At 64.8% G+C, this 17,858-nt stretch carries 19 protein-coding genes; 13 read left to right on the forward strand and 6 right to left on the reverse strand.

Annotated features, from left to right (window positions below):
• Positions 1-181: 181 nt before the first annotated feature.
• Positions 182-457: a DUF6458 family protein gene (locus tag GC088_RS00670; RefSeq protein ID WP_323960001.1), complete on the reverse strand. Its 276-nt coding sequence runs from the start codon at positions 455-457 to the stop codon at positions 182-184.
• A gap of 254 nt (positions 458-711) precedes the next feature.
• Between GC088_RS00670 and GC088_RS00675 the strand changes: the two genes are divergently transcribed.
• Complete coding sequence (locus tag GC088_RS00675; RefSeq protein ID WP_323960002.1) at positions 712-978, forward strand: GlsB/YeaQ/YmgE family stress response membrane protein; 267 nt, start codon at positions 712-714, stop codon at positions 976-978.
• A gap of 109 nt (positions 979-1,087) precedes the next feature.
• Positions 1,088-1,861 carry a hypothetical protein gene (locus GC088_RS00680; RefSeq protein WP_323960003.1) on the forward strand — a complete coding sequence of 258 codons (774 nt, stop codon included), beginning with the start codon at positions 1,088-1,090 and terminating at the stop codon, positions 1,859-1,861.
• Positions 1,862-1,863: 2 nt separating this feature from the next.
• Here the strand turns inward: GC088_RS00680 and GC088_RS00685 are convergent, their stop codons facing one another.
• Positions 1,864-3,069, reverse strand: a complete 1,206-nt coding sequence (locus tag GC088_RS00685) for a DUF445 domain-containing protein (RefSeq protein ID WP_323962128.1) — start codon at positions 3,067-3,069, stop codon at positions 1,864-1,866.
• Positions 3,070-3,220: 151 nt separating this feature from the next.
• Between GC088_RS00685 and GC088_RS00690 the strand changes: the two genes are divergently transcribed.
• Both GC088_RS00690 and GC088_RS00695 read left to right on the forward strand, forming a co-directional pair.
• Positions 3,221-4,093: a glycerophosphodiester phosphodiesterase family protein gene (locus GC088_RS00690; RefSeq protein WP_323960004.1), complete on the forward strand. Its 873-nt coding sequence runs from the start codon at positions 3,221-3,223 to the stop codon at positions 4,091-4,093.
• Positions 4,094-4,105: 12 nt separating this feature from the next.
• The gene (locus tag GC088_RS00695) at positions 4,106-5,911 is read left to right on the forward strand and encodes a glycoside hydrolase family 15 protein (protein ID WP_323960005.1); all 1,806 of its coding nucleotides are present in this window, start codon (positions 4,106-4,108) and stop codon (positions 5,909-5,911) included.
• An 85-nt stretch (positions 5,912-5,996) separates the two neighbouring features.
• Here the strand turns inward: GC088_RS00695 and GC088_RS00700 are convergent, their stop codons facing one another.
• Positions 5,997-7,172 carry a zinc-dependent alcohol dehydrogenase gene (locus GC088_RS00700; RefSeq protein ID WP_323960006.1) on the reverse strand — a complete coding sequence of 392 codons (1,176 nt, stop codon included), beginning with the start codon at positions 7,170-7,172 and terminating at the stop codon, positions 5,997-5,999.
• Between the two features lie 99 nt (positions 7,173-7,271).
• Here GC088_RS00700 and GC088_RS00705 point away from each other — a divergent pair, with 99 nt between their 5' ends.
• Together GC088_RS00705 and GC088_RS00710 are read left to right on the forward strand one after the other, a co-directional pair.
• Complete coding sequence (locus GC088_RS00705) at positions 7,272-7,991, forward strand: AzlC family ABC transporter permease (protein WP_323960007.1); 720 nt, start codon at positions 7,272-7,274, stop codon at positions 7,989-7,991.
• Positions 7,988-8,299, forward strand: coding sequence for an AzlD domain-containing protein (locus tag GC088_RS00710; protein WP_323960008.1), 312 nt, complete (start codon positions 7,988-7,990; stop codon positions 8,297-8,299). Before GC088_RS00705 ends, GC088_RS00710 begins: the two co-directional genes overlap by 4 nt.
• Before the next feature lie 3 nt (positions 8,300-8,302).
• On the opposite strand, the gene GC088_RS00715 is transcribed toward GC088_RS00710, so the two are convergent.
• Both GC088_RS00715 and pta read right to left on the reverse strand, forming a co-directional pair.
• The gene (locus tag GC088_RS00715) at positions 8,303-9,430 is read right to left on the reverse strand and encodes an acetate/propionate family kinase (protein WP_323960009.1); all 1,128 of its coding nucleotides are present in this window, start codon (positions 9,428-9,430) and stop codon (positions 8,303-8,305) included.
• A complete protein-coding gene (gene pta, locus GC088_RS00720; protein WP_323960010.1) occupies positions 9,427-11,520 on the reverse strand; it encodes a phosphate acetyltransferase in 2,094 nt (697 codons plus the stop codon). Before pta ends, GC088_RS00715 begins: the two co-directional genes overlap by 4 nt.
• Before the next feature lie 102 nt (positions 11,521-11,622).
• Between pta and GC088_RS00725 the strand changes: the two genes are divergently transcribed.
• From GC088_RS00725 to GC088_RS00745, 5 genes are all read left to right on the forward strand, one after another.
• Positions 11,623-11,976, forward strand: a complete 354-nt coding sequence (locus GC088_RS00725; RefSeq protein WP_323960011.1) for a thiamine-binding protein — start codon at positions 11,623-11,625, stop codon at positions 11,974-11,976.
• On the forward strand, positions 11,973-12,614 hold the full coding sequence (locus GC088_RS00730; RefSeq protein WP_323960012.1) for an O-methyltransferase: 642 nt from the start codon (positions 11,973-11,975) through the stop codon (positions 12,612-12,614). Before GC088_RS00725 ends, GC088_RS00730 begins: the two co-directional genes overlap by 4 nt.
• The gene (locus tag GC088_RS00735) at positions 12,586-13,110 is read left to right on the forward strand and encodes a GNAT family N-acetyltransferase (RefSeq protein WP_323960013.1); all 525 of its coding nucleotides are present in this window, start codon (positions 12,586-12,588) and stop codon (positions 13,108-13,110) included. The genes GC088_RS00730 and GC088_RS00735 overlap by 29 nt, the downstream gene beginning before the upstream one ends.
• 77 nt (positions 13,111-13,187) lie before the next feature.
• Positions 13,188-13,700 carry a GNAT family N-acetyltransferase gene (locus GC088_RS00740; RefSeq protein ID WP_323960014.1) on the forward strand — a complete coding sequence of 171 codons (513 nt, stop codon included), beginning with the start codon at positions 13,188-13,190 and terminating at the stop codon, positions 13,698-13,700.
• Between the two features lie 6 nt (positions 13,701-13,706).
• A complete protein-coding gene (locus GC088_RS00745; RefSeq protein ID WP_323960015.1) occupies positions 13,707-14,543 on the forward strand; it encodes a spermidine synthase in 837 nt (278 codons plus the stop codon).
• 9 nt (positions 14,544-14,552) lie between these two features.
• Here the strand turns inward: GC088_RS00745 and GC088_RS00750 are convergent, their stop codons facing one another.
• Complete coding sequence (locus GC088_RS00750; RefSeq protein WP_323960016.1) at positions 14,553-15,449, reverse strand: LysR family transcriptional regulator; 897 nt, start codon at positions 15,447-15,449, stop codon at positions 14,553-14,555.
• A gap of 189 nt (positions 15,450-15,638) precedes the next feature.
• Between GC088_RS00750 and GC088_RS00755 the strand changes: the two genes are divergently transcribed.
• Positions 15,639-17,036, forward strand: coding sequence for an MFS transporter (locus GC088_RS00755; RefSeq protein ID WP_323960017.1), 1,398 nt, complete (start codon positions 15,639-15,641; stop codon positions 17,034-17,036).
• Positions 17,029-17,844: a 3-hydroxybutyrate dehydrogenase gene (locus GC088_RS00760; protein ID WP_323960018.1), complete on the forward strand. Its 816-nt coding sequence runs from the start codon at positions 17,029-17,031 to the stop codon at positions 17,842-17,844. The genes GC088_RS00755 and GC088_RS00760 overlap by 8 nt, the downstream gene beginning before the upstream one ends.
• The last annotated feature ends 14 nt before the right edge of the window (positions 17,845-17,858 follow it).

Consider the following 17,858-nt stretch of genomic DNA (forward strand, 5'->3'; position numbering starts at 1 on the left):
TTCCGTTTGAGTGACTCTATCTGTGTTTGCTTTTGGATGTCAACCAAAGCAGAAGCAAAACCAGATTGACTTCGGTGTAATCGCTTCTCCAGCGCGATGAGGGCAAAGAAAAGCCACCTGCGCATCGCGCAGGTGGCCTTCGGTGTACTTGCCGCGGAGGCGGCACTGGGAAGCGTGCGGGTTAGAGGCCACCATCCCTTGTTTCATTGCGCGTGATTCGCTCGCCGGTGTGCGGGTCCTGGACCGTCCGCGATTCGCTGATCCGGCGCTGGTTGCGCGGCGCGCTCATCAGCAGGGAAACAACGAGGCCGAGAATGCCGATGCCTATCAGGATGTATCCGACAAGCGTTAGGTCGATGAAGTTGACCAGGTTGCCTGCGACGGCGAAGGCAAGGATTGCGCCGATTGCAATGAGGGCGATGGAAGGACCGATTCGCGCGATGGATGTACTAAGCATACTTGTAATTGCTTCGCGAAGCCCGGGACAAGCCGCGGAAAAGGCCGAATAGCGCGGGTTCGTCGGTGGGGTTGCGGGCGAGTGAATATTTGATCACGAAGGGTTGCAAACTGCCCGAGCAGGAGTTTAATGGTTGCACTGGGTGTATTACTAAGCACACTGATGAAGTAGGGTAGTGAGTAGTTGCACTTCGGTGCACCGTCGTTTTCGACAATCAAGTTGCGTGGATAGAAGTTCGATTTAAGGAGTACTTCATGAATTTCCTAGCATTTCTTCTTCTCGGCCTTATTGCAGGTGCCATCGCCAAGATGATCCTGCCGGGCCGGCAGGGCGGCGGATGGCTCATGACGCTTGTCCTCGGCGTGATCGGCGCCCTTCTCGGTGGCTTCCTTGGAAACCTCCTGTTCGGTGTCGGTGTTAACGAATTCTTCTCGATTTCCTCGTGGCTGCTGGCGATCGGCGGCGCGATCATCGTCCTCCTGATCTACGGCGCCATCACGCGGAACCGTTCGCACGCCTAAACAGGGCGCCAACAGCTAAAACGCCCCGTCGGCTTCCTCCGACGGGGCGTTTTGCATGAGATTCGAGCCCTTAACCAGAATGTGGTCCAGTCGTCGAAAGGATGAGCCAGTGGCGAGATTCAACCCTGCAGGAAAAGTAGCCAGTGGAGCCGTGTTCGACCGTGAAGGTCGTCCCAAGCCGGGAGTGCAGCGCGCTATAGAACGGGCAATAGAAGTGCAGCGTCCGCTGGTGCTCGCGAATTTGCGGAGGCTTCGAAAGAAGAACCCGAACGCGACGCCCGCGGAACTGAATGCAAAACTTGAGCGGGACTATCTCGTTGCAATTACGGCCGGTGGCGCCGCGGTCGGCGGGACTGCTGTTGTACCCGCTATCGGGACGGTCGTCTCGCTGGGATTGTCAGCGGCGGCTACCGTCGGATTCCTTGAAGCAACTGCGCTGTACGCCCAGTCGGTCGCTGAACTGCACGGCATCTCCACTGAGGATCCCGAGCGCGCGCGGACCCTGGTCATGGGGATCCTCATGGGAGAGGAGGGGTCGGCCCTGATCCAGGCAACGCTCGGCTCATCTGCCGGAGGAGTGACCCGTCACTGGGGCAATATGGTCGGCGGGTCAATGTCCTCATCGGCGGTCCGCAGCGTCGGAGCAAGTATCCGCAAGAGGTTCCTCAAGCGCATGCTCGCTCGCCAGGGCAGCGCCCTCCTTGGGCGCGCGCTGCCTTTCGGTGTCGGCGCGGCGGTCGGAGGGGCGGCAAACCACAAGATGGGCCGGACCGTCATCGATTCCACCAGGGAGGCGTTCGGGCCTGCTCCCACTGTTATTCCCGGTGAGTTGCTGACGGACCTGGAGAGGCTGGCGTCCTCGAACGGGGAGCGCTCCGTCTAAGCTCAGCCGAACAGTGCGTGGGCGACGGCGAAAATCGCCAGCCCGGCGAGAGAGCCCACCACGGTGCCGTTGATCCGGATGAACTGCAGGTCCTTCCCGACCTGCAGTTCAATCTTTCGGGAGGTCTCCTCGGCGTCCCAGCGGCCGACGGTTTCGGAGATGATTCCCGCGATGTCGCTGCGGTAGGTCCGCACCAGGTAGCCCGCGCCGTCGGAAATCCACTGGTTGATTCTTCCGGCGAGGGCCTCGTCGGAAGTCAGCCGTCGGCCGAAATCGCGGACCGCAGCCTTGAACTTATGGGTCAGCTCGCTGTCCGGATCGCTGACTGCATCCAGCAGTGCGGTCTTCACCGTCTTCCAGGTCCGCACTGCCACATCGTGAACGCGAGGGTCATCAAGGAGCCCCCTCTTGATTTCCTCCGCCTTGGCGATCACCGACGGGTCGTATTGCAGGTCCTGCGCCAGATCCTTCAGGTACTTGTCAATGGACCGCCGTACCTCGTGGTCCGGATCCGACTGCACTGCACGCACGAATTTGGCCATCTCCACGTAGACCTTGTCGCCCACCAGTCCGTCCACGAAGTGGGGAACCCACGTAGGGGAGCGTTCCGAGACCAGCTGGGAAACGACGTCGTGATTGGCATCCACCCACTCCGCTGCCCGGTCGACCAGGAGGTCGACGAGGCGGTGGTGGTGTCCCTCCTCGAAGATTCGCGCCGCCATCTTGCCAACTGGGGGTCCCCACGGGGGATCGACCACGTGCTTGCGGACCAGGGATTCGATGACTGACTGGACGGCGTCGTCGTCAAGAACCCGGAAGGCACCGCGGATCAGGGCGGCGCCCTCGACGGCAACCCGGTCGGCGCCCTCAGGCTTCGCCAGCCACGATCCGGCGCGCTGGGCCAGGCCGAGTGAGGACAGCTTCTGCTGGACCAGTGCCTCGGACAGGAAGTTTTCCTCTACGAACTGGCCGAGCGAGGTGCCGATCTGGTCCTTCTTGCGCGGGATGATCGCGGTATGGGGAATCTTGATCCCCATCGGGTATTTGAAAAGCGCCGTGACGGCGAACCAGTCGGCAAGTGCGCCCACCATGCCGCCCTCGGCGGCCGCCCGGACGTACTGCAGCCAGGGGTACTGGTCCTGGAGGGCGAAGGCCGTCAGGAAGATTGCAGCCATCACCACGAGCAAACCCGTGGCCACCGCCTTCATCCGTTTCAGTCCGGCCGCGCGCTCCACGTCGGTCAACAGAATGCCCACTCTTGCCTCCGCATCGATGATCGATTTCAATTCAACCAGCCGTTCCGGACCGCAGTCACGTCGTCGATTCGCTAGCGTAAGGGCTGTGGCAGGAGACAGAGGGGTGAAGCAGCGCGTATTCGCCCACCGCGGGGCAAGCGAGCGCTATGCCGAGCACACGCGTGCGGCGTATCAACAGGCGCTCGCCGAGGGCGCCGACGGCGTGGAGTGCGACGTCCACCTCACCGAGGACCTGGAGCTGGTCTGCATCCATGATCCGACCCTCGACCGCACCTCGAGTGGTACCGGCGACGTCGGAGACCACACGCTCGGGCAGCTGCGTGAATTGGACTTCTCCTCGTGGAAGGGCGCAGCTATTCCGCCGCAGTTCGGAGGGGTGGCCGATCAGCTGCTCACCCTCGAGGACCTGATCGACCTCCTTCGTGCCGATGGGCGCGAGCTGGATCTCGCCATCGAGCTGAAGCACCCGAGCCCCTTCGGCCTGAGGCTGGAGGAGCGGCTCATCGCGTTCCTCATGAAGGAGGGCTACGATCCGGAAACCTCGCGGCTGGCCAACCTCCACGTCTCTTTCATGAGCTTCAACCCCGACTCGGTGCGGCACCTCCTGGAGCGGGTGCCTGCCGACGTAGTCTGCCAACTGGTGGCCGACGTCAAGCCGAATGACCTGCGCGAAACCCTGGGCCCGTTGACCGCGGCGGCAGTGATGAACCTGCTGAAGCGCGCGTTGCATGAGGGGGAGCGGATCATCGGCAGCGGGGCTGTGGGCATCGCCGGGCCGGGCATCGAGTACGTCCGCGCGCACCCCGACAGGGTGAAGCGCTGGCTGGATGCGGGCCTTCGGTTGCGTGTCTGGACAGTGGACCACGACGACGACGTCGACCTCCTCCGCGCGCTCGGCGTCCAGGAAATCACTACCAACCGTCCCGCGCAGGTTCTGCGGCGCCTCAGGGGGGAGCCGACCCCGGGACGTGTGTGATTGAGTTAATCCATGGCGATGCCGATCGAGGACTATGCACTGATTTCCGACCTTCACACCGGAGCGCTGGTCTCGCGGGGCGGCAGCGTGGACTGGCTCTGCTATCCCCGGTTCGACTCGGCTTCGGTGTTCGCCGCGCTGCTGGGGAATGAGAACCACGGCAGGTGGCTGGTGGCTCCCACGCATGACGCCGGAGTGGCTGACCTGGTGGAGTGGAAGTACATCGAGTCGACCTTCGTGGTGCAGTCCCGTTGGCGGACAGAAGCCGGGGAGGTGCTTGTCACCGACTTCATGCCGATGCTTGACCGGCGTGCTTCTCTGGCACGGCGCGTCGAGGGCATCAGCGGGTCGGTTCCGATGCAGCAGGAGCTGGTAGTGCGCTTCGGCTACGGTGACGTGCTCCCGTGGGTTCGCCGGACGCACGACGACGGCGGCCCGGGAATACTTGCAATGGCCGGTCCCGACGCGCTGCTGTTGCGTGGAACCCACCTCCCGCGCGCTGCCGACCACCGCCACTACGGTGAGTTCACCGTGAGCGCCGGCGAGAAGGTTGATCTTGAACTGGTCTGGTACCCGTCGCACCGACCACAGCCGGCGCCCCTGGACTTCGATGCCAGCCTGCGACTGACCATCGACTACTGGCAGAACTGGGCAGAAAGCTGTTCGAAGCAGGGTGAGTACGACGAGATTGTGAAGCGTTCGCTTCTGGTCCTGCGGGCGTTGACGCACGAGGACACGGGCGGCATCGTGGCAGCCCCCACTACCTCCCTCCCGGAAGCGTTCGGCGGAGAGCGCAACTGGGATTACCGGTTCTGCTGGTTGCGCGACGCGGCGCTCACGCTTGAGGCGATGATGACCCACGGGTACGAGGACGAGGCTTCCGGGTGGCGCAACTGGCTGCTCCGCGCGGTCGCCGGAGATCCGGAGGACCTGCAGATCATGTACAGCGTCTCGGGCGAGCGTGAGCTTCCCGAGCGGGTCCTCGGCCACCTTCCCGGCTACGCTGATTCGGCTCCCGTCCGCATAGGCAACGGGGCCGTCAGCCAGTACCAGGCCGACGTCGTCGGTGAGGTCATGGTGGCGCTGGAGAAGCTGCGCGATCTCGGGGTTCAGGAGGACGAGTTTTCCTGGCCTCTGCAGCACGCCCTGCTCGGTTTCATGGAGAAGCACCTTACGGCGAAGGACCATGGGATCTGGGAGATGCGTGGCGACCCGGCGTACTTCACCCACTCACGGGTGATGATGTGGGCCGCCTTCGACCGCGGTGCCCGCGCGGTACGTGAACACGGCTTGAAGGGCGAGGCCGAGCGCTGGGAGAAGCTCCGCGACGAATTGCGGGATGAGATCCTGGAGCAGGGATTCAACCGCGACATCAACTCCTTCACTCAGTACTACGGCAGCGTGACCGTGGACGCATCACTGCTGCAGCTGCCGCAGGTCGGTTTCCTCGCCTATGACGACCCGATGATGCTCGGCACGGTCGCGCGGCTCGAGCACGAGCTCCTCGATCCGCACGGCCTGCTCCTGAGGTACCGCACGGAGGCCTCGATTGACGGCCTGGCTCCCGGCGAGCACCCCTTCCTGGCGTGTTCGTTCTGGCTGGTTGAGCAGTACGCCCATACCGGGCGCCTCGATGAGGCCAAGGCCCTGATGGACCAGCTGGTGGGTTATGCGAATGCGCTTGGCCTGCTATCGGAGGAGTACGACGCCGACCGCAACAGGATGGCGGGCAACTTTCCGCAGGCCTTCTCGCACCTGGCGCTGGTGCGGGCCGCTGATGCGATTCATGCGGCCCGCAAGATCCGCGTCCCTGCGTGAACGAGGTTCCTGCCGCCCGTGAGTTGGCAGGACACTCCCCTTTCGATGTGCCAAAAGGGGAGTGTCCTGCCGAATCAACCGATGGCTAGGGCTTCAGCACAACCTTGATGCACCCGTCCTGCTTCTTTTGGAAGATCTTGTAGGCCTCGGGCGCGTCCGTCAGCGGCACTTCGTGGGTCTTCAGGTCCATGACTCCCAGCGGGTCGGACGGGTCCTCCACGATGGGGAGCAGTTCGTCCGTCCAGTGGCGCACATTGCACTGGCCCATCCGCGTCTGGATCTGCTTGTCGAACATGGTGAGCAACGGCATCGGGCTGGCCGTTCCACCGTAAACCCCGCTCAGGGAAACGGTCCCGCCGCGCCGCACGGCGTCGATAGAGGCGTGCAGCACGGTCAGGCGGTCGACGCCAGCGGTCTCAATCGCCTTCTTGGCCAGCGGATCCGGGAGCAGGCCGGCAGCATTCTGGGCGAACGCACCCATGGGCGAGTTGTGCGCTTCCATTCCGACGGCGTCGACCACCGAGTCCGGTCCACGTCCGTCGGTCATCTCCCGCAGTTCGTCCCCGACGTTCTCTGAGAAGTCGATGTGCTCGATCCCGTGACGCTGAGCCATCGCACGGCGTTCGGGCACCGGTTCCACGGCAATCACGCGATAGCCGAGGTGGCGGCCGATCCTGGCCGTGAACTGCCCAACCGGACCCAGTCCGAAAACGGCGAGGGTGCCGCCGTCGGGCACGTCCGCGTACTGCACCGCCTGCCAGGCGGTGGGAAGAATGTCGGAAAGGTAGAGGTAACGCTCGTCGGGGAGTTCCGCGCCCACCTTGACGGGGCCGTAGTCGGCGTGTGGAACGCGGAGGTACTCCGCCTGTCCGCCGGGGACCGAACCATAGAGTTCGGAGTAGCCGAAGATGCTGGCGCCACTGCCCTGCGCGCGCACCTGGGTGGTTTCGCACTGTGACTGCAGGCCCTGCGCGCACATCCAGCAATGGCCGCAGGCGATGTTGAAGGGAATGACAACCCGGTCGCCGGGCTGCAGGTTGGTGACGCTGCTGCCTACTTCCTCGACGATGCCCATGGGCTCGTGCCCCAGGACGTCCCCCTTATTCATGTAGGGGCCCAGCACCTCGTACAGGTGCAGGTCCGAACCGCAGATGGCAGTTGAGGTGATCCGGACGATGGCGTCCGTGGGCTCCTGGATGCTCGGATCGGGAACGTCCTCCACGCTGACTGACCGCTTGCCCTGCCAGGTAAGTGCCTTCATGGATACTCCTCCTCGGATTGGTAAGCATACTGAGCTTTTCAGTATTCCGGTCTTGCACCGCAAAGTGAAGGGCGTCCCGTTCGGCATTAGGCTTGGCCGGTGAAGTTTTCAAGGTCCCCGGCGGTTCGCGTCGGGGTATCAATCGCGGTGGCAACAGGACTGTATGGCGTGTCCTTCGGGGCGCTTTCGGTGGCGTCGGGGCTCGACTTGTGGCAGACCATGGCGCTCAGCCTGCTGCTCTTCAGCGGCGGCTCGCAGTTCGCGTTCATCGGAGTGGTGGGCGGAGGGGGAAGCGGCGTGGCTGCGATGTCCGCTTCGGCGCTGCTCGGCATCCGGAACGCCGTGTACGGCATGCAGATGAATGCGCTGTTGCGTCCCCGCCGTTGGCGCAGGCTCGCTGCCGCCCAGGTGACCATCGACGAGTCCACCGCAACCGCCACCGGCCAGAGCGACCCGCTTGAACAGGCACGGGGGTTCTGGACCGCCGGCGTCGGGATCTACATCCTGTGGAACGCGTTCACGCTGGTGGGCGCCCTCGTGGGCAATGCCCTTGGCGACCCGGCCCGGTGGGGACTGGACGGTGCTGCGGTGGCGGCCTTCCTCGGACTGCTGTGGCCGCGGTTGAAGGCGCGGGAGCCTGCAGCCATCGCCGTCGTCTGCGCGCTGGTGACCCTGCTGGCCGTCCCGTTTGTTCCGTCCGGCGTGCCGATCCTGATCGCGGCTGCCGTGGCGGGGCTGCTCGGCTGGTTCAGCCGTGGCCCCTCGCGGGAAGGCCTGGAGCCCGACGTCGATCCCTACTCCTCGGAGGAACGCGCATGAACCTCTGGCTCTGGATCCTTGCCGCGTGCGTGATCAGCTACCTCACCAAGCTGGCCGGCTATCTGGTTCCCGCACGTCTCATGGAGAACCCGCAGATGACGCGGGTTGCGGGAACTCTGACCATCGGCCTCCTCGCCTCTCTCACCGCGGTCAACACGTTCTCGACCGGACAGGCGTTGGTGATTGACGCGCGGCTGGCAGCACTGGTGGCCGCTGGGGTGGCGCTGTGGCTGCGCGCGCCGTTCCTCGTCGTCGTGCTGGCCGGTGCAGGGGCAGCGGCGGTTGCCCGGCTGCTGGGAGCGCCCTGATCCCTATTTCTTGAGTACGACGGCGGCAGTTGCCTCCGCGATCGCGGCCTCCTCGTCGGTGGGAACCACCAGCACCGGGAAGGCCGACTCTTCGGTGCTGATCTCACGAGCGGCACCGCCCGGCTTCTGGTTCTCCGCGTCGTCGATGAACACGCCGAGAGCACCAAGCCGCTTCACCACGCGTTCCCGGAACCGCCATGCGTTCTCTCCAATTCCGGCCGTGAAGACCAGGGCCTGGGCTCCGCCGACCGCCACGTGGTACCCGCCGATGTACTTCGCCAGCCGGTAGGACGCGATGTCCAGCGCCAGCATCCCGGCCGGACTGCCTTCCTCTTCGATCGAGCGCATGTCGTTGTGGCCGGTCAGGCCCTTCAGCCCGGACTCCCGGTTCAGCAGCTGGTCAAGGTCCTGCTCGGTGTAGCCCTCACGCAGCAGGAACAGCAGGATCGATGGGTCGATGTCACCGGACCGTGTGCCCATCACGAGTCCTTCGAGCGGCGTGAAGCCCATCGAGGTGTCGATGCTGCGTCCGCCCTGCACAGCCGTAACGGACGCTCCGTTGCCCAGGTGCGCGACGATTCCCGTGAAGTCCGCCGCCTGCAGCCCGAGCATCTGGGCCGCGTGCCGGGTTACATACTCGAAGGATGTGCCGTGGAAGCCGTACCGCCGTATCCCGTATTTCTTGTACAGCTCGTCCGGCACTGCGTACCGCCAGGCGTGTTCGGGCAGCGTCCGGTGGAAGGCGGTGTCGAACACGGCAACCTGCGGCATGTCCGGCCACCGCTCGGCGATTGCGCGGATGCCCTGCACGTTGGCCGGGTTGTGCAGCGGGGCCAGCGGATTGAGCCGATCGATTGCGCGGATGATCTCGTTGTTGATCAGCACCGGTTCGCTGAAGCGCTCGCCGCCGTGGACCACGCGGTGCCCGACAGCGTCGATCGGCTTCCCCTGCAGGGTCGCCTCCAGTTCTTCCGTTACTCGGTCGAGAGCCTCAGCATGGTTGCTGGGGCCGCCATGGGAACTGTCGCCTATGCGTTCGATCAGCCCGCTAGCCAGACGCTCCCCGGTATCGGGGTCCCGCACCTGGTACTTGAGTGAGGATGATCCCGAGTTGATGACGAGGATGATCATGACGCCTCCTGAGTGGTTGTGCCCTGAGCTTGAACGGCGGTGATGGCCACCGTGTTGACGATGTCCTCCACCGTGCAGCCGCGCGAGAGGTCATTCACGGGCTTGCGCAGCCCCTGAAGGACCGGCCCGACGGCGACTGCGCCGGCGGACTGCTGGACCGCCTTGTAGGTGTTGTTACCTGTATTCAGATCGGGGAATATGAACACGGTTGCCTGGCCCGCAACTGATGACCCCGGAAGCTTCGACTGTGCGATGGAGGCGTCGACGGCGGCGTCGTACTGAATGGGTCCCTCAACGAGCAGGTCGGGTCTCTGGGAGCGAACCAGCTCAGTGGCCCGGCGCACCTGGTCGACCGCCCCGCCATGGCCGGACTCGCCGGTTGAATAGGAAAGCATTGCCACTCGCGGTTCGACACCGAACTGGGCAGCGGTCTCGGCGGATGCCACAGCGATGTCAGCGAGTTGATCTTCCGTGGGGTCGGGGTTCACAGCGCAGTCGCCGTAGACCAGGACGCGGTCCTTCAGCAGCATCAGGAAAACCGAGGACACAATCTTTACCCCCTCCTTCGTTCGCACGAACTCCAGTGCAGGGCGGATTGTGTTGGCTGTGGTGTGCGCTGCTCCCGAGACCATCCCGTCCACATGGCCGAGCTGGACCATCATGGTGCCGAAATATGCGCCGTCGAGCATGCGCTCGCGCGCGTCCTCCAGAGTCACGTTCTTGTGCGCACGCAGTCGCGCATACTCGGCGGCGAACTGTTCCCGGAGCTCTGATGTCTCGGGATCAAGGAGGTTGAGCCCGGTGAGGTCGATGCCCAGGCCGGCAGCAAGCTCTCGAATCTGTGCTTCCGGGCCAAGGACCGTGAGGTCGCAAACATCCCGCCGGTGGAGAATCTCCGCCGCCCTCAGGATCCGTTCATCCAGCCCCTCGGGGAGAACGATGTGCTTCCGCTCCGCGCGTGCCCGTTCGATGAGCTCGTGCAGGAACCGCAGCGGCGTCATCTTTACCGGACGCGGCAGCTCCAGCCGTTCGAGGAGCTCGGCGGAATCCACCTGCCGGGCCCACACGCCAAGGGCGGCTGCGGACTTGCGCCGCAGTCCTGTCGCGATCTCGCCACGCACCTCACTGACATGCTTGGCGGCAGTGTAGGTGTCGTCGTCGACCGCGAGAACGGGGAAGGTGGCGTGCGCCAGCAGCGCGAGGATATTGGGGTCCGGAGTCAGCCCGCCGGTGAGGATCATGCCCGAGGGAACTGGAAACTCAGGCGAGAACGAGGAAGCTACCGTGGCGACCAACACGTCGGCTCGGTCTCCAGGGACGATCACCAGGGCGCCGTCGCTCAGCAGCTCCAGGAAATGTCCCACGTTCATGGCCGCCACGCGGATGGAGGAGACGTCCCGCTCAAGCGTTGCACTGCCGGCGATATGCCGGGCATTTAGTGCATCAGCAACATCGGCCATGGTGGGCTGAGAGATCTCGCTCAGTTCCGGGAGCACGTACACCGGACGGCCGGACTTCCCCGGTCGAATCTGCTCGCGGATTGCGTCAACCGCACTCTCATCGGCCCGGTTCACCATCATCGCCAGCAGCGAGACTTCCTCGGAGTCCAGCTCCCGGCGGGCAACGTCGACGGCGTCGGCCGCTTCCGCGGCAGTCATGTCCTTGGCGCTGACCACTGCCAGGACCATGGTGCCTAGGTTGTTGGCGAGCCTGGCGTTGAGGTCGAATTCGACGGCGGCGTCCTGGCTGCTGAGGTCTGTCCCCTCGACGATGATGACGTCGCAGGACTGCGCCATCTCGCTGTAAACGGCGACGCACCTTGCGTCGATCTCCTCCCGCTCGCCGGAGACCAGCAGCGCGCGGGCCTCAGCCCGCGTCATTCCGATGCGTGCGGTCGCATCGGTCAGGCCGAAAGTGCGCCTCATCAGGAGGACCATCGGATCGACAGCGCCGTCCTCAGCCTCCGAGATGGGCCGGAAGAAACCGATCCTGTCCGCGTGTCCCTGAAGGATGCTCGCAAGGCCCAGGGCAATGAGCGACTTGCCGGACCCTGAAGCCATGGCGCTGACGTAGATTCCGCGAGTGGTCATGACCTCATCCTGCACGATCACCGGACCCGCGTCGATGAACGGCTGACCCGGTTAGGACGGGGAACTGGTGACCCAGACCGCCAAACCTGACAGACTGATCGCATGCTTGTAGCCTTCTCAGTTGCGCCCTCCGGCCGCCCCGGCGGCGAAGGCGCCGATGCCTCCGAGAACCCGGCCGGCTCGGTGCACGACGCCGTTGCCGCGGCCGTGAAGATAGTGCGGGATTCGGGCCTGCCCAACTCGACCAGCTCCATGTTCACGGAGATAGAGGGAGAGTGGGACGAGGTCATGGACGTGGTCAAAAGGGCCACTGAGGCGGTGGGGAAGTACGGCAGCCGTGTTTCCTTGGTGCTCAAGGCGGACATCCGTCCCGGCCGCACGGGGGAGCTAACGGGAAAAGTGGAGCGGCTGGAACGCGCCATCGAAGAGATGGACGAGTACCAGGGCCACTCATGAGCTGGGCGGAGGTGGATTCCTACCTCAACCGCACGCTGGTCCAGCCTGATGACAGTCTCCTGCGCGCAGTGGAGAACACCCGGCAGGCCGGCATGCCGGCCATCGAAGTGACGGCCGGGCAGGGCAAGTTCCTGATGCTGCTCGCTCAGATCCACCGTGCCGAGAGGGTGCTGGAAATCGGCACACTGGGCGGTTTCAGCACTATCTGGCTGGCACGCGGCATCGCGCCCGGAGGCAGGGTGGATACCTGCGAGTATGAGCCCAAGCACGCGGAAGTGGCCCGTCGCAATCTGGAGGCTGCCGGCGTCGGGCATCTGGTGACTGTGCATGTGGGGGCCGCGCTGGATACCCTGCCCACCCTGACCGGGCCCTACGACCTGTTCTTCATCGACGCCGATAAGGCCAACAACCCTTATTACCTCGATTGGGCAGTTCGCCTCTCGCGGCCCGGGTCGGTCATTGTGCTCGACAACGTGGTGCGCGGCGGCGCCATCCTTGGCGAGGGCGGCGACGACGACATCCGCGGGATCCGTGCGGCGATCGAGATGCTGGGCAGCCACCCGAGGCTGACTGCCACCGCGCTACAGACGGTCGGCACTAAGGACTGGGATGGGTTTGCGCTCGCCCTCGTCAATTGATTACCGTTTCACGATCCGCCGCGCCACGGCAGACGACGCCGAACTCTACTCGCGCGCGCACGTCGCCGCGCTGCACGAGACCTACGCGCACCTCATGCCGCGGGCGTTCCACGAGCATTACGACGCCGAGCTTCCGCTGCTGACCGAGCGCAGGCGCGCTGCGCTGGCAAATAACGACGTCGGCTACTGGCTGGCGCTGGATCCCGCGGGCCAGCCGGTGGGAGTGGTTTCGTCGGGCCCCGGCAGGGACGAGGATCGACCCGACTTCGAACTCCACCATCTCTACACGCTTTCCTCAACGCACGGTACGGGCCTGGGGCAGCGGCTGCTGGATCTCGCCGTGGGCTCCTCTCCGGCCTACCTGTGGATCCTCAATGAGAATCCGCGCGCGGAGCGGTTCTACCGCCGCAACGGCTTTCAATCCGACGGCACCACCGCACTCTGCGGCCCTGTGTGGCACCACCGCCCTATGTTCCGGATGCACCGCACGGGTTAGCGGCGCCGTAAGGCCGAAGCAGCAGGGTGTGTGATCGGATCGCTGACCCAAAGGCCCACCGGGATAGCATGAACGCCATGGTCACCATCCGTCCGCTGCGCATCGACGAAATCGAAGCCGCCCTGCGGATGAAGAACCAAGGGTGGCGCCAGGCCTACCGGGGCAGGATCAGCCAGGAAGTGCTGGACGGCCTGGACGATGACCTCGAAGCACAGGCGGAGGCCTGGCGGTGTGGCTTCGGCGATGGGCGAGACGCGCCTCTCGTGGCAATCGACGACGACGGCGGCATCGTGGGCATCGCCGCTGCCGGTGAGCCGCGGGGAGACAGCCCACCGGCCGACATCGAACTCTTCCTTCTCTACGTGCTCGAGGAGTACTACGGCACCGGTCTGGGCAGGGAGCTCGCCGAAGCCGTGATCGGACAGGCCGGCGCCCTGTTGTGGGTGCTGGAGGGAAATGACCGTGCAATCGCCTTCTATCGGAAGCTCGGCTTCACCGAGGACGGAGTACGGGAAACCCTCTCCGAGCGCTGGTACGGGCTGAAGGTGATGCGCATGGTGCGCCCCGGCGTCTCGAACGGGAAAGCGTAGCCAACAGTGGGACGTCAACGTGAACGAAAAGGTGCACCGGCAGCTGAGGGCGGCCTGGCACCGGGGATCCATCCGATCGACACGGGCACCTGCGAACTGGTGCCGGACAGGTTCAACCCCAACGGCTGGGTGCTCCATATTAACGGGGTCCCCAGCTCACATATAGACACGGCGGATCCGGCGCGGCTGGACTTCGAGTACATGCGCTGGATCAATTCGCTTGTCACATCCCAGTGGCCGTCATCGCAGCGGTTGAGGGTCCTTCACCTGGGCGGCGGCGCCTGCTCCCTTGCGAGGAGTTTCGCAGTGTCCTTCCCGGAAGCGCGGCAGGTCGTCGTCGAACTCGACGGAGAGCTGGCACGGCTGGTGCGTGAGTGGTTCGACCTGCCGAGGGCACCGCTGCTGCGAATTCGGGTGGGGGAGGCGCGTGCCGTCACAGAGACGTTGTCGGAGAACAGCCGCGACCTCATCATCCGGGATGTGTTCGCCGGCAGCCGGACCCCGCTGCCCCTGACGACGCGCGAGTTCCTGGGGCACGCACACCGCGTCCTGGATGCAGGCGGTGTCTATGTGGTCAACTGCGGAGACTCACCTGACCTCTCGATGGCCAAACGGGAAGCTGCCACCATTTCCGAAGCCTTTGCCCACACCGTGATCATCGCCGATCCTCCCATGCTGAAGGGCCGCCGCTACGGCAACGTGATCATTGCCGGCAGCGACGCACCCCTGGGGGAGGACCCCGCCCTGGCGCGGGAATTATTGGGTGGCGGCGTTCCGGCACAGTTGTGGAGCGGCGAGCAAGTGGCGCGGTTCGGTCGGGGTGCCCAAATTCTGACCGATTGAATCAACGAATCAGGAACGGCCCAGCAGGCGGTCCTCGAAGGCGTCCGTGGCCGCCCGCAAGGCGGCGACGACGGCGGCGACCGCCGGCTGGCGCAAGGAGTCCGGCCTTGCCACCAGCCAGTACCCAAGCCGTTCAGCTACCTGGTCAGGAAGCAGGCGCACCAGGTCACTATGCGGATTCGCCATGAAGCAGGGCAGCAGTCCGATGCCTGCCCCGGCCCGCGTCGCTTCCACGTGTACAAAGACGTTGGTTGAGCTCAGCGAATCCCTCATCGTCGGCAGGAGCCTGCGCGGCGCATCAAGACTGTCCACCTGCAGCATCGAGTCGATGAAGTAGACGAGCGGGTGTTTCAGCACCTCTTCAATGCCGGCCGGAGTGCCGTACTCCTCAAGGTATTCCCGCGAGGCATAGAGGCCCAGCATGTATTCGCCCAGCCGGATTGCCTCCGCCCGGTGAACCTGCGGTCTCCCGACCACCACTTCCAGGTCAAGGCCCGAGCGGGTCTGGGATGCCCGGCGGGTCGCCGCGACAATTTCGACGCTGAGTTGCGGGTGCTCGCGCCTCAGCCGCGCGAAGGCCGGCGCCGCGATGTAGGCGCTGAACCCATCAGTGGCACTCATCCGCACGACGCCGGAGAGCCGGCTTCCGCCGTCGTCGGTTCCTTCCAGCGCCTGCAGTGCGCGCTGAACTTCCTCAGCGGCGTTGACCGCGCGCGTGCCGAGGTCCGTCAGTTCCCACCCGCCGCTGGAGCGAACGAGGACGTGACCGCCTAGTGAGCGCTCGAGCGCGGAGATACGCCGGGAGACGGTGGTGTGGTTCAGTCCCAGGCTCTCGGCGGCGGAGGTGAAGCGACCGGTATGGGACACGGCGAGGAGGATGAGGAGATCGTCCGGCTGAATGGCCATGTCTGCATTTTTGCAGAGATAGGGTGCAGATCTGGTCATTGAACTGCATCCTGATGCGCAGCAATACTCAGGAAGGCCCCAGAAGGGTGATCCCCGCCACATGCGGCGATAACGACGATGTTGTATCGGCCCAAACCCACGGGCTGAAGAGCGAAGAACGTGTCAGCGCCGACACAGAAGGAGCAGTCCATGAGCGTCAGTTCACGTCCCGCCCGTCCGGGCAGGGACCAGGGCGGCAGCAAGACCCCCGCCGGTCTGAAGAAGATCGTTGCCGCCTCGATGATCGGAACGGTCGTTGAGTGGTACGAGTTCTTCCTCTACGCGACGGCGGCCTCCCTGGTGTTCGGCATCGTCTTCTTCCCGAATGCGGACACCCCGCTCGACGCAATCATTGCAGCGTTCCTGACATACGCCGTCGGCTTCGTGGCCCGACCGCTCGGCGGGATCTTCTTCGGCCAGGTGGGCGACAAGCTCGGCCGCAAGCACACCTTGCAGGTGACCATCATCCTCGTGGGTGTCGCCACCTTCCTCATGGGCTGCCTGCCCGGCTTCGAAACGATCGGCTACTGGGCGCCCGCGCTCCTGGTGGTCCTCAGATTCATCCAGGGCTTTGCGGTTGGCGGCGAGTGGGGCGGCGCCGTCCTCCTCGTGGCCGAGCACAGCCCCAACCATTCGCGGGGCTTCTGGTCCAGCTGGCCGCAATCAGCGGTGCCTGTAGGCAACCTGCTGGCCACGGTGGTGCTTCTGACCATGTCCTCCATCCTGCCGGAGGACGAATTCCTCGCCTGGGGCTGGCGGGTAGCGTTCTGGCTGTCCGCGATCATCGTGGTGATCGGCTACTACATCCGGACCCACGTCAGTGAGGCGCCTATTTTCCTCGAAGCCCGCGAACAGGTCGAGCGCGAACAGGCGATCAGCTACGGCGTCTTCGAGGTGGTGAAGAAGTACCCCCGCGGCATCCTCGGCGCGATGGGCCTCCGCTTCGCCGAGAACATCCTCTACTACATCATCGTCAGCTTCTCCATCGTGTACCTCTCGCAGGTCCACGAGTACAACACGAGCTCCCTCCTGCTGGCGCTGCTGATTGCACACGTGGTGCACTTCCTCGTCATTCCGCAGGTAGGACGGATCTCGGATCGGTTCGGGCGGAAGCCGGTCTACCTCGCCGGTGCCGTTCTCGGTGCGAGCTGGGCGTTCTTCGCCTTCCCCATGTTCGACACACTGAACCCGGTCATCATCATCCTGGCCGTCACCATCGGCCTGTGCTTCCACGCCCTGATGTACTCGGGCCAGCCCGCGATCATGGCTGAAATGTTTCCGACCCGTATGCGCTACTCCGGGGTTTCCCTCGGCTACCAGGTCACGTCAATCCTCGCCGGTTCCCTGGCGCCGATCATCGCGACCGCGATCCTTCAGGAGACGGGCTCTTGGTTCGGCGTCGCCCTGTACGTCCTGGCTGCATGCGTGCTGACGGCGATCGCCGTCCTCACCCTCCGCGAGACCCGCGGCATCTCGCTGCGCGAGGTCGACGCGCAGGACGCGCAGCGGCATGGCATCCCGGTGGCTGGGACAGCTGACCATGGCTGATACACAAACTCCCGACGACGGCGGCACGCGCCCCACCGCACAGCCGTCGTCGTCGGCAGGTACCGGCCCCCTTGCGGGGCGACGCGCCGTCGTCACCGGTGGAGCCAGCGGAATCGGTGCGGCCTGCGCGCGAGAGCTGGCCGCCCAGGGTGCGCACGTAGTGGTGGCCGACCGTGACGCCGAGGGGGCCGGCGTCGTTGCCAAAGAGATGCGGGGCGAGGTTTGGTCCGTTGACCTGCTGGATACCGCCGCACTGGAGGACCTGACCCTCGACGCCGACATCCTGGTGAACAACGCCGGCATCCAGGTGGTGCGTCCGATCGAGGAATTCGACCCGGCCGACTTCCGGCGGATCCACACGCTCATGCTGGAAGTGCCGTTCCTGCTGATGCGGGCGGTAATCCCCTCTATGTATCGGAAGAAGTTCGGGCGCATCATCAACGTCTCCTCCGTGCACGGACTGCGGGCTTCGCCTTTCAAATCCGCCTACGTCTCGGCGAAGCATGGCCTGGAGGGGCTATCGAAGGTTGCCGCGCTGGAAGGCGGCCCGCACGGGGTGACGAGCAACTGCGTCAACCCGGGTTACGTGCGGACACCGCTGGTGGAAAACCAGATTGCCGACCAGGCGCGCCTGCACAACATCAGCGAGGATGAGGTGCTCGAACGCATCATGCTCACCGAAAGTGCGGTCAAGCGGTTGGTGGAACCTTCGGAGGTTGCCTCACTGGTTGCCTGGCTGGCCTCTGAAGATGCGGGCATGGTGACCGGCGCGTCCTACTCGATGGACGGCGGCTGGTCCGCCAGGTAACGCCGGGCTGGTGG

It is taken from the genome of Arthrobacter sp. JZ12 (genome assembly GCF_035189165.1).
Classification (GTDB): domain Bacteria; phylum Actinomycetota; class Actinomycetes; order Actinomycetales; family Micrococcaceae; genus Arthrobacter_D.